The organism is Geomicrobium sp. JCM 19038 (assembly GCF_000698125.1).
In the GTDB taxonomy this organism is placed as follows: domain Bacteria; phylum Bacillota; class Bacilli; order Bacillales; family Marinococcaceae; genus Geomicrobium_A.
The window spans coordinates 19,303-30,508 of the sequence record NZ_BAXA01000026.1 but is presented as its reverse complement, the minus strand read 5'-3'; the positions used below and the strand labels follow the sequence as shown (position 1 = coordinate 30,508).

The following is an 11,206-nucleotide window of genomic DNA, read 5'->3' as shown; positions in this document are numbered from 1 at the left end:
TGAGCGTTTGTCTAGCAACAGCGATGCGGTGTCTAGCGACAGTGAGCGTTTGTCTAGCAACAGCGATGCGGTGTCTGGCGACAGTGGAGCGGTGTCTGGCGACAGCAAGGTACTGTCTCACCACTTCGTCTCATTCCTCTCCAAGATAAACAGGGCGGAAGATGAGTCCTGCAACGATCAATACGATTAACAATGAACCGATTGCGTAATAGAGGCTTCCTTGACCGACCCATTCAATTAAGATGCCGCCAGTGACTGGGCCGAGCATGCTACCGAGACTAAAAGAAATTGCGATGAGGACGTTTCCGGTCGGCAGTAGCTGTCTGGGTAACAAGTCTGCCATGTACATTAATCCGAGTGAATAAAATGAACCGAGCAATCCTCCAGCAACGAGAAAAGCTGCTATGAGAAGAGGAATATGATGTTCAAACTGTGGAATCGCTAAAAAGATCAACGCACCAACAGTAGCAAGTAGTAAAAGGACTCGTTTCCGTCCCGCCCGGTCGCTTAGTAACCCGAGTGGGATTTGCGTGATTACACCTCCGACTACAAACGCTGGCAGTATGAACGAAAGCCATTCAATGTCTATGCCCATACGCATTGCATAGATCGGGTAACTGCCATGAATGGTTGCTTCCATAAATCCAAACGTTAATGGTGGTAGAAATGCAAACCAACCGTATTTGATTACGAGGAAGTAGCGACCCAACACTCCGGATTGTTGTACGGTTTCAACCGTGTTGTCAGGCCATTCGTTTCGCAATTTTAGCATGATGACCCAAATCATCGCACAAAATAGCGCGGCAATCACAAACGGAAGTCGTTCGTCGATCGCTAATAAGTTCGACATGAGTGGTCCGCCAGCGAATCCGGCACTAAATGCAAGCCCGTAGATGGCGATATTTCTTCCACGTACCGCTTTTGAACTCGTTGATGTAATCCATACTTGTGTTGAAAAATGAACCATATTATCTGCGATTCCGATAATTAATCGTAGGATAAACCAAAACCAGAAGCTTTGCCATAATGGAAATAGTAGCAAAGTAATGATTACGGCAATTAGGCCGATTGAAATGACGGGTTTGTATCCATATTTTCGTACAGGGTGTTCAATAAAAGGTGAAGCGATCAGAATACCTATGTATAATGCAATCGCATTAAAACCGTTTGATGCAGAGGAGTATCCTGCTTGTTCAAGAAGAATCGCTAGTAAAGGCAATAACATGCCTTGGACAAAACCGGCGATAAAGACCATGATGACGAGCATTGTAAATCGAAATGTTGGTGAATTGGATTGTAACGTAGTCAAAATTACCGCTCCTTATCGTGTACAAAAGCTATCATAGCGAAGTTTTGTACAATTGAAAAGGTGAAAAGCAAACCGTTCGCAAACGCAAGAAACATTCGGTACAATATATGAGAATAAAGGGAGGCAAACTCATGAAATTCACAATTCATAATGATGAAGCATTTGAAACAGAAGCACCATTTGGACCTCTTGTCATCTCAGGAAACGATGAATTTGGTTATCGTCCTTATCAATTACTCGTATCATCAATTGCTGGTTGTAGTGCAAGTGTATTTCGTAAGATATTGAGAAAGCGACGGGTTGAATTTGAAGACATCGTTGTCGAAGCTGAAGTGACTAGAAACGACAACCCTCCAAGTGAGGTTCAAGCTGTTCATCTTCATTTTACTGTTGCTGCACAAGGTGTTTCAGAAGAACAATTGCAGAAGATGCTGCATATAGCTTCTAAAAACTGTCCGATCGTTCAATCGGTAAATCAGTCTATTGAAATTAAAGAAACGTTAACATTACGAACGTAACATGTGCGAGAGCGGATCATTCCGGTCTCGTATTTTTATGAAGAAGAATTCATTAAAATGAACATATGGTGTAGATTTTTCAATGGGAAAAATATAAAGTGATTATATAACGAATAATTCTTAAAATTGTTTAATTGTTGAAAGGTGTTTACAATGTCGGATCTCATTGGTGTGTTAGTTGTCATTGGTGCTACAAATGTTATTGCGTTGCCGTTCCTCATATTAGGGTTAGTATACAAAAGACGAACGAAAAAGTGGACGAGAGTCGAAGGGGAGATCGTGCCATTTCCTAAACAAGAAGCCTTCATGAAAAAAATTCCGAAAAAAGCCCGGCGATTCGTCACGGTTTCAAATGCAAAGCCAACAGTCCGCTTTGAGCGAATTGACGGGGGTGAGCAAGTCGTAACCGCAGGCATTAGTCATGATCCGCCTCTTAAGATTGGAAGGAATATTGGGGTGTATTACAATCCAGAGCAGCCAACGAAAATAACGCTAGAGCATTTTGCGCACAATGGAAACGCCTTGTTACTCATCGCAATCATTCTTTACGTACTTTCACTTATTCCTATTGCAATCATTCTTAGTAGTTAATTACGCACGGTTCCATACCTTCTTGGAAACGTGCTTTTTCTTGTGTGATGGACACGTTTCTATTACGAAAATAAAAGTCAGTGATGATTAATTTGGATAAAACATACGGCCTCTGAAAAGACTATAAAAAAATCGCTTTTGGAGGTTATTATGAAACGAATTGGTCGAATTCTCATGATCATGCTCGTTCTTGCAAGTGCCTTGTTACCGTTAATTGCCAATGCAAAAAGTGAGCCTGAAGCAAACCCGTTTGAAAAGCCTGATTATGTTTATAATATTTCTAGAGAAAATACGTTTGAAAACGTGAGTCGAGAATTGCCTTATTTGGAGCCCGCAGAATTTACGAGCCGTCTTCAAGACACGTCAGACGTACGCATCGAAAATCCAACACTAATTTCTATGCTCAATGAATCCAATGTGAAAGATTCAAAAGTAGCCTTCGGTGTGAATGCATCGATTTATTTAGGCTCTTGGGCGCTCTCATACGATTCCGAAGAAACAGATGTAAACTGGGAGTACGAGAGAATTAACTCGAATACGATTGATAATCGTGGCGGGGAAGATTCTTCAAAGCTTTCATTTGTACAAAATGATGACAAGTTCATCAAAGGGGAATTGTTAAGTCCTGTCCCTCAACAAGAAGATGTTCAGAACATGATGCGAATTACAGCAACGAAGAAAACGTCGTTACCGTTAACGTTCTTAGCACCTATTGGAAGAGAAACGAAGATTGGTCCAGAATATCAAGTCCATGCAGGTCAGATGGGTACGGTTCAAGGATATGTACCGGCCGTACATGACCAAGGCACGGTCACTTATGGAGAAGTGTTCTTAACGTTAAAAGGGAAAAATCCAGCACTTGTCGTTAAAAATATTGAAAAGCAACAGGTCGATGCTTGGATTCCAGTTAAGGACTTTGTCACATTGAAGTATAACAATGGATAAAACGAAACAAGCTTCTATTTGATATAGAAGCTTGTGTTTTTATAAGCGACTTGCACGTTGTTTGAAGTCGATATTTTTATAATAAGCATTTTTAACGAGGGCATTCGGTCCTAAGCATTGAACTGAAGGGCAATGGCAGTTAAGGGATTGGTTTAGCGCTGTTTGTTGCCACTTATCAAATGCATCAGGAAGCGATGTGTTGCGGATATTCCCAAGCTTAGGCTCATCACCAAAATCTGTCACGATAATATCCCCATCAAAGATGTTAACGTTTAAACGACTTCGACCATCAGGGTCGTTTCGAATGGTGACGCCGTTGGTTTCATGTAGTCGTTTGATGAGCGCCACATCTTCATCATTATCATTGCATGCATAAAAAGGTAAAGTCCCAAACAACATCCACGTATTTGAATCTTTAACGTCTAGCAATCGGTGAATGCCTTTACGTATATCAGGAAGTGTTGAAATGCTTAGCTTAGAAGCGAAGTCACTGGGATACATCGGGTGAACTTCATGGCGCTGACAGCCATAGAAACAATTTGTTCATGAATTTTTTCTAAGTGGGGTAATGTCCGTTCATTGACCATCGTTTCAGCTGAAACGAGGACCCCACGTTTCGTTAGCTCTTGAGCATTTTCAACCATTCGATCAAAGAAGGCATACCTTTTATCCATGCTAGGTGCGTTCGCCATTTCTTTGAATCCAATTTCAGCGAAGTCTTCTTTGCTGCCGTAGTTGTGCGAGATATGTAATACATCTAAATAAGGCAAGATCACTTCATATTGCTTTAATGGAAGTGTGAGGTTGGAATTAATTTGAGTTCTCGCTCCACGTTCATGCGCATAGCGCAAAAGTGGAACAACGTAGTGATCAACCGATTTCTTTGAAAGCATGGGCTCTCCACCTGTAATGCTCAGTGCTCTTAAATGAGGGATCTCATCTAATCTTTTTTTGAGCAGTTCAAACGGTAATGCTTCAGGGTCTTTACGCTGGAGCATATACCGACAGCGCAATGTTCACAGCGCATATTGCAAAGGGTTGTTGTTGTAAATTCTATATTCGTTAACGTAGATTGTCCAAATAATTGCAGGTCTTCGTAAGCTTCCCACGGGTCGTTTTGGGGTGTAATCGGTTGGTGATGAATTGCAGGCGTATGTAAAGACATCGTTCGTCTCCTTTATAGTAAAAAGTCAAGAACAGCAAAACTGCACTATTTCCCATTGTAACATACAGAAGAGGATATTTTATGGATCGGGAAGGAACTAAACATGAAGCGATTAATGATAGTAGTTATAGGGATATGTTTATTCTCAGTTAGCGCATTATATGAAGAGGCTTTTGCTGAGGAATCTTATGGTTGGAACTTTAAACCAGCAAAAAACAATGAAACACCGACGACGGAAGAGCAGTATTTAAAATGGCTCGATAAGTATGACGGATACTTTCTCGGCAATGCAAATGAAAAAGAATTGTATGTAACATTTGATAGCGGTTATGAAAATGGTACAATGCCAGATCTTTTAGACACTCTAAAAGAAAAGCAAGTCCCTGCCGCCTTTTTTGTAACAGGTCATTATTTAGAGAGTGAGCCTGAATTGATTAAGCGTATGGCTAATGAAGGCATATTGTCGCAAATCATTCGTGGAGTCATCCGCATTTTCCGGACTTGTCTGATGAATTAATTATCGAAGAGTTGAAGAAAGTAGAAGATCACTATTATGCTTTAACCGGAAATCCGATGCATTATGTACGACCACCTCGAGGAACATTTAATGAGCGCACGTTAGACGTTTCAAAGAAGTATGGGTATCATCATATTTTTTGGTCGTTTGCTTATGTTGATTGGAATACTGACGATCAAAAAGGTAAAGCGTACGCGTACGAAAAAATTATGGACCGTGTCCATCCAGGGGCAATACTTTTACTTCATTCTGTTTCAACTGATAATCGGGATGCACTCGGAGAAGTTATTGATCAGTTAAAGGCTGAGGGTTATACATTTAAGAGTTTAGACGAACTTACGGGTAAACACTCAGCCTCACCAATCATTAGTGGGCAAACAAGCGAGCCCCAATTCGGTCTGCAACCGTTTGTAACGTGGATAAATCCGTAACATCAAAGGCAACCGTTTCTTTCGTACGAACGACGAGTTTTCCATTGTCTTCATTCTCACCGATCGCAAAACTTAGAGAACCTATGTATTCATCTTCATCGCAGTCTGAAGCAACGATTGGTTTATCATCACCTAAATGAAGTGCAGCGTAATGAATGTAATTAACACGCTCTACTAATGTGTGGACGGTCTCTTCTAAAAACCGTGGATGTTTATTATTTTTTTCGAGTTCCGCTACAATCTTAATTGCAGCAATGTCTGTTGCGATTGACATAGTAATCCCCCCAGTGATCATTCGTGCATGTTCAATTCTAACAAACGTTATGCGTTAGATTCGCTAGTAAGTTTAGGAAATGTGTGGTTTAGTCAATAAACGTTCATACATTTCCATTCGGTTCATCATCATTTTCGTGTACACTTGTAAGCAGACAGTTTGAATGAGCAATGCGGAAATTGGGGGCTTGACGATGTCGACGCTTTTTTTGACAGGCTTTTTTGTTGCAGGTTTTTACGGCCTATACAACATTCCTAATGCTTATAACGTGGCCGAATCGGAAAAACGCACGCTATAAACAAGTGAAATATTTTGGAGCGAGTATTTCTTCTGCAGCAGTTTTGTTTTTACTTTTTTGGGTGACTGCAGACGACCATGAATTTATACCCGCTGAAATGATGTATGCAACGCCAGAGTCGCTTTCAACAGTAGAAGAACAAGCGAGTTGGCACATAACATCAGAACTAGGACAAGTAACCGTTGATCACAATGATGTGATCCGTAATCTCGAATTTGTAGAGAATAATGAGGAACAGTTTACTGAACTTCATGCATCGCTTACGACAGAAGACAATGTAACGACAGAACTAATTCGTTCATCTACGATGAACCGTACAGCAAGAGTGTTACAACGTTTGTCGCAAATTGAAGAAGTTGATATCATTCATCTTAATTGGGACCTTTATTATGAGCCAGAGTATGGACCAGGTGAATTCGATACGATCTTAGAGATGACGGTATTTAATGAACAATTACGGAATATTGAATGGGAAAGCCTTGAGCAATTTGATGCAGAATTAATTGCAACAGAATATTGGGAGAAGCCAGAGCTTAGTGCTGTGGTGAATGAAGAGAAAGCAGGGAGCTAATCCTTGCTTTTTATTTTGCGTATAAAAAGTAAATTTTCTAAAAAAACATGTTGACGTTAATGCGATGAAGCAGTAGAATACTATTTAATTCTTATAAGATTAGTATGATTAAACGTGAATGAGGAGAATATTAGGAGGAATCGGAACAATGAGTAAACACCAAGACGATGTAAAAACCTATGATTTAGAGACTCTCGTATTGCACGGTGGTCACCATCCTGATCCGACAACCGGTTCAAGAGCAGTGCCAATTTACCAGACGAGTTCGTATGTCTTTCACGATACTGAGCATGCAAAGCAACTGTTTGCATTAGATGAGCCAGGAAACATTTATTCGAGAATTGGTAATCCTACGGTCGAAGTTTTGGAAAAGCGAATTGCATTGTTAGAAGACGGAGTAGCGGCGGTAGCAACAGCTTCAGGGCAAGCTGCAATTACGTTAGCGATCTTAAACATTTGTCAATCAGGCGATGAGATTGTTGCGGCGAACAATCTTTATGGCGGTACATATAACCTCTTTGCTATAACACTTCCGAAATACGGAATTCATGTGACGTTTGTTGATGCAACAAACCCCTCAAACATAGAGAGCGCGATTACTCCGAATACAAAAGCGGTTTTTGCTGAGATTATTGGAAATCCAAGCTTACACGTCTTAGATGTTGAAGCAGTTGCTGATGTTGCACACCAAGCAGGGATACCTCTAATTATTGACAGCACGTTTGCTAGTCCTGCTGTTTGTCGCCCAATTACGTGGGGAGCAGATATTGTCGTTCATTCAACGACGAAGTGGATTGGTGGTCACGGAACAACGATCGGCGGAATTATCGTTGACGGTGGTCGATTTAATTGGAATAGCGAGAAGTTCCCTGGTTTTACAGAGCCAGATCCAAGTTATCATGGTGTGCGTTATGCGGTTGATTTCGCTACTCTTGCGTTTAGTCAAAAAGTTCGCGTCCAACTTTTACGTGATTTCGGTCCAGCGCTTAGTCCGTTTAATGCATTCTTACTATTGCAAGGGTTGGAAACATTGCCACTTCGCATTGAACGTCATCAAGAGAATTCTTTGAAGATCGCTGAATATTTAGAGTCCCACCCTGCTGTTGACTGGGTTTCTTATCCAGGGCTGCAATCACACGATTCTCATGAACTTGCAAAGAAGTATTTGCAACGTGGGTTTGGTTCTGTCGTGAACTTCGGAATTAAAGGTGGACTTGAAGCAGGGAAAACGTTTATTGATTCTGTATCAATTTGGTCGCACCTTGCAAACGTTGGTGACGCAAAGTCTCTCGTTATTCACCCTGCTAGTACAACTCATCAACAATTGAATGAAGAAGAGCGAAAGAAGTCAGGCGTGTTAGAAGAGCTTATTCGTCTTTCCGTTGGCTTAGAGTCGTCAGGGGATTTAATCACGGCACTCGATAAAGCTCTTTATAAAGCAACAGGACTAAGTCATGCAGGTAGCAGCAGACCAGAAGGAGTCGTGAATGATGAAGGGGTCATTCGCTGGGCGCTCCATTCTTCGCTCGAACGGACGACTGTTGATGGTCAAGACTCTGTTCGAACGAAATCATTAGCTGTTGTTGGATTAAGTGGCAATGCTGCTAGACCTAGCTATCGACTTGCTCGAAAAATGCAACGACTAGGGTACAAGATTATTCCGGTAAACCCTAAGGAGACAGAGATTTTAGGGGAGAAAGTCTATCCAGATCTACAATCAATCGATGAAAAAATCGACATTGTACAAGTGTTTAGAAGTCCGGAGGCGGCAATTGGTATAGCTGAAGAGGCAATTCTTACAGATGCTTCGGTTTTCTGGCTACAAGAGGGTGTTATTTCTGATGAGGCGGTTCGCATCGCGACCGAAGGTGGTTTAGAAGTGGTCCACAACAGATGTACGTATAAGGAAGCCCAACGAATGCGTGGCACAATCCGTACATTCAGTGGCCAATAAACGATCATTAGAAATAGGAGTGGAGAATGTTGAAAAAAAGAAATGCAGGATTTACGTTACTAGCCGGAGCACTACTGTTGTCAGCTTGTGGAAGTTCAACGAGCGGTGAAGAGAGCGCACCAGAGACCATTCGCTTAGATTATGCGTTTTATTCACCGACGAGTCTTGTCCTAAAGGAGTCAGGCAAGGTCGAAGAACACTTTGAAGAACAAGGAATTGATGTTGAGTGGGTACTCAGTCAAGGAAGTAACCGAGCGATTGAATTACTCAATTCAAACAGTGTTGACTTTGGCTCTACTGCAGGAGCGGCAGCTCTTGTTGCCAAATCGAACCACGCGCCAATTGAGACAGTCTATGTTGCTTCTGATCCTGAATGGACAGCACTTCTATCAAATGGTGACATTGAAACGATTGAAGATTTAAAAGGCAAACAAGTAGCGGCAACGATGGGTACTGATCCTCATATTTTCTTATTAAGAGCTCTACACGAAGCTGGCATCGATGAAAGTGAAATTACGATCGTTCAACTGCAACATAACGACGGTGCATCCGCATTAGCAACAGGGGAAGTGGATGCTTGGGCAGGGCTTGACCCACATATGGCGACCCAAGAAGTTGAACATGATGCAGAGCTATTTTACCGCAATCAAGACTTCAATACGTATAGTGTGTTAAATGTTCGTGAGGACTTTGCTGAAAGTCATCCAGAACTCGTTGAAGAAGTCATTGAATTATACGAAGAAGCAAGAGAGTGGACGATTGATAACCATGAGGAAGCGACAGCCATTCTTGCAGAACAAGCTGATTTAAGTGAGGAAGTCGCAGCAATACAAATGGAAAGAAATGATTTCTCAAACCCCGTTCTTGAAGAGGAGCATCGCGATGCACTAATTGGTGCGGGCGTTGTGTTAGAGGAAGGTCATTTAGGTCCAGCAGCTTCTTCAGTAGAAGAGTTAGTCTATGAATTGCTGAACCCTACGTATGTCGAATCGGTCGTTGGCTCTACGAGCGATTAATGGGGGAGCACTATGACACAAACAGAAGTATCACATTCATCGAATAAGAAATCTTCAAAGAAAAAAGCAACAACTTCTAGTGCAAGCTATGCTCGCTCATTTGCGATCGGTTTAATTATTCCAGCTCTTCTTCTTCTCATTTGGGAAGTGGCATCTAGAGCTGGGATTTTCCCTCAATATTTATTACCAGCTCCTTCTGCAGTCATTTCTACGTTGGTCGCCTTAGCGAGTAGTGGAGAACTATGGACACACGTTTCATCAACCTTATCTCGCGTACTCATCGGATTTTTCTTAGGAACAATTGTTGCGGTCGTCTTAGGTTCATTTATCGGCTTTTTTAAACCGTTGGAACGACTATTCGATCCACTCCTTCAAGCGTTAAGATCGATTCCTTCACTAGCGTGGGTACCACTCTTTATTCTATGGATGGGAATAGCGGAAACGTCAAAAGTGACGCTTATTGCAGTTGGAGTTTTTTTCCCAGTGTATTTGAATATTGTAAGTGGCATTCAAGGTGTTGACCGGAAACTCATTGAAGTTGGAAAAGTGTACAACATGTCAACAGCTTCTATTATTACAAGAATTGTATTGCCTGCTTCTTTACCTTCATTTCTTGTCGGGATTAGGAGTGGACTTGGTTTAGGGTGGATGTTCGTTGTAGCTGCAGAACTTATGGGAGCAAGTGAAGGCTTAGGATTCTTGTTAACACTCGGACAAAATACGTCGCGACCCGATACAATTTTAGCGAGCATCATTTTATTTGCGATTCTCGGTAAAGCAACCGATGCAATTCTAAAACAATTAGAAAACCGTTCATTACGCTGGCAAGATCGGTATGAGACATAAAGGAGGGCATGAGCATGTTAGCGGTTCAAAAGGTGAGTCGTACGTTTGACAATGGGTATAAAGCATTTAAGCCGGTAAGCTTTCATACAGAACAAAGTGAGATTGTTGGCATACTCGGTACGAGCGGTTGTGGGAAAAGTACGTTACTACGTGCCATAGCCGGACTTGATCTCGGCTTTGACGGTGAGATTTCGTTTCAAGAACAATCGGTAAGAATTGGCACGGATCACACGGGTGTTGTATTCCAAGAGCCCGATTAATGCCTTGGTTAACGGTCATTGATAACGTTGTGTTCGGTTTAAAAGGGAATAAACAAGAAAAGCGTGAGAAGGGAGCCCGCCTTCTTCGTGCTGTAGGGCTAAAGGATACAGAAAAACTGTATCCGCGAGAGCTTTCAGGGGGCATGGCACAGCGAGCGGCCATTGCAAGAGCCCTCGTTACAAACCCACAATTGTTGCTACTTGATGAACCCTTTAGTGCACTAGATGCGTTTACAAAAATGCAATTGCAAGAGTTACTCATCGATTTATGGGAGACAAATCATACGTCGATGCTCATTGTTACCCACGATATTGATGAGGCATTATTCTTATGTGATCGCGTGTTAATCTTTCGAGATCAACCTGGTGTGCTTTTTAAAGATTTGAAGATTGATTTGCAAAGACCTCGGGAACGAGGATCACTCGCAATGGCAGAATACAAACGTGAAATCTTGCAATCATTAGATTTAAATCATGACGTTCATGTAAAGTCAGCAATTTAGACAATTGA

9 protein-coding genes and 3 pseudogenes are annotated in these 11,206 nt (G+C 41.7%); 9 read left to right on the top strand and 3 right to left on the bottom strand.

Annotated features, from left to right (window positions below; all coding sequences use genetic code 11):
• Positions 1–130 precede the first annotated feature (130 nt).
• Positions 131–1,309 (bottom strand): MFS transporter, encoded by a 1,179-nt coding sequence (locus tag JCM19038_RS19900; RefSeq protein ID WP_081831933.1) that lies wholly within the window; start codon positions 1,307–1,309, stop codon positions 131–133.
• 131 nt (positions 1,310–1,440) lie between these two features.
• Between JCM19038_RS19900 and JCM19038_RS19895 the strand changes: the two genes are divergently transcribed.
• From JCM19038_RS19895 to JCM19038_RS19885, 3 genes are all read left to right on the top strand, one after another.
• A complete protein-coding gene (locus JCM19038_RS19895; RefSeq protein ID WP_042421203.1) occupies positions 1,441–1,827 on the top strand; it encodes an OsmC family protein in 387 nt (128 codons plus the stop codon).
• 153 nt (positions 1,828–1,980) lie between these two features.
• The gene (locus JCM19038_RS19890) at positions 1,981–2,418 is read left to right on the top strand and encodes a DUF3592 domain-containing protein (RefSeq protein WP_042421200.1); all 438 of its coding nucleotides are present in this window, start codon (positions 1,981–1,983) and stop codon (positions 2,416–2,418) included.
• 150 nt (positions 2,419–2,568) lie between these two features.
• Complete coding sequence (locus JCM19038_RS19885; protein ID WP_042421197.1) at positions 2,569–3,363, top strand: YfkD family protein; 795 nt, start codon at positions 2,569–2,571, stop codon at positions 3,361–3,363.
• 39 nt (positions 3,364–3,402) lie between these two features.
• On the opposite strand, the pseudogene yfkAB reads toward JCM19038_RS19885, so the two are convergent.
• Positions 3,403–4,528 (bottom strand): annotated as a pseudogene (yfkAB, locus tag JCM19038_RS19880) (radical SAM/CxCxxxxC motif protein YfkAB).
• Between the two features lie 103 nt (positions 4,529–4,631).
• Here yfkAB and pdaA point away from each other — a divergent pair.
• Positions 4,632–5,476: pseudogene (pdaA, locus tag JCM19038_RS25645) on the top strand (delta-lactam-biosynthetic de-N-acetylase).
• On the opposite strand, the gene JCM19038_RS19870 reads toward pdaA, so the two are convergent.
• Positions 5,412–5,750 carry a hypothetical protein gene (locus JCM19038_RS19870; protein WP_042360943.1) on the bottom strand — a complete coding sequence of 113 codons (339 nt, stop codon included), beginning with the start codon at positions 5,748–5,750 and terminating at the stop codon, positions 5,412–5,414. The pseudogene pdaA and the gene JCM19038_RS19870 overlap by 65 nt on opposite strands.
• Before the next feature lie 224 nt (positions 5,751–5,974).
• Between JCM19038_RS19870 and JCM19038_RS19865 the strand changes: the two genes are divergently transcribed.
• The 5 genes and pseudogenes from JCM19038_RS19865 (at position 5,975) to JCM19038_RS19845 (ending at position 11,198) form a co-directional block, all read left to right on the top strand.
• Positions 5,975–6,619 carry a hypothetical protein gene (locus tag JCM19038_RS19865; protein ID WP_152549532.1) on the top strand — a complete coding sequence of 215 codons (645 nt, stop codon included), beginning with the start codon at positions 5,975–5,977 and terminating at the stop codon, positions 6,617–6,619.
• Between the two features lie 148 nt (positions 6,620–6,767).
• Positions 6,768–8,573, top strand: coding sequence for a PLP-dependent aspartate aminotransferase family protein (locus tag JCM19038_RS19860; protein WP_042421190.1), 1,806 nt, complete (start codon positions 6,768–6,770; stop codon positions 8,571–8,573).
• Positions 8,574–8,599: 26 nt separating this feature from the next.
• Complete coding sequence (locus JCM19038_RS19855) at positions 8,600–9,589, top strand: aliphatic sulfonate ABC transporter substrate-binding protein (RefSeq protein ID WP_042421188.1); 990 nt, start codon at positions 8,600–8,602, stop codon at positions 9,587–9,589.
• Between the two features lie 12 nt (positions 9,590–9,601).
• Complete coding sequence (locus JCM19038_RS19850) at positions 9,602–10,435, top strand: ABC transporter permease (protein WP_042421185.1); 834 nt, start codon at positions 9,602–9,604, stop codon at positions 10,433–10,435.
• A gap of 8 nt (positions 10,436–10,443) precedes the next feature.
• Positions 10,444–11,198 (top strand): annotated as a pseudogene (locus tag JCM19038_RS19845) (ABC transporter ATP-binding protein).
• Positions 11,199–11,206 lie beyond the last annotated feature (8 nt).

Bases quoted from the DNA above. Each gene is read 5' to 3' on its own strand.
- JCM19038_RS19895 (WP_042421203.1), top strand. From the start codon at position 1,441: ATGAAATTCACAATTCATAATGATGAAGCATTTGAAACAGAAGCACCA.
- JCM19038_RS19890 (WP_042421200.1), top strand. From the start codon at position 1,981: ATGTCGGATCTCATTGGTGTGTTAGTTGTCATTGGTGCTACAAATGTT.
- JCM19038_RS19885 (WP_042421197.1), top strand. From the start codon at position 2,569: ATGAAACGAATTGGTCGAATTCTCATGATCATGCTCGTTCTTGCAAGT.
- JCM19038_RS19870 (WP_042360943.1), bottom strand. From the start codon at position 5,750: ATGTCAATCGCAACAGACATTGCTGCAATTAAGATTGTAGCGGAACTC.
- JCM19038_RS19860 (WP_042421190.1), top strand. From the start codon at position 6,768: ATGAGTAAACACCAAGACGATGTAAAAACCTATGATTTAGAGACTCTC.
- JCM19038_RS19855 (WP_042421188.1), top strand. From the start codon at position 8,600: ATGTTGAAAAAAAGAAATGCAGGATTTACGTTACTAGCCGGAGCACTA.
- JCM19038_RS19850 (WP_042421185.1), top strand. From the start codon at position 9,602: ATGACACAAACAGAAGTATCACATTCATCGAATAAGAAATCTTCAAAG.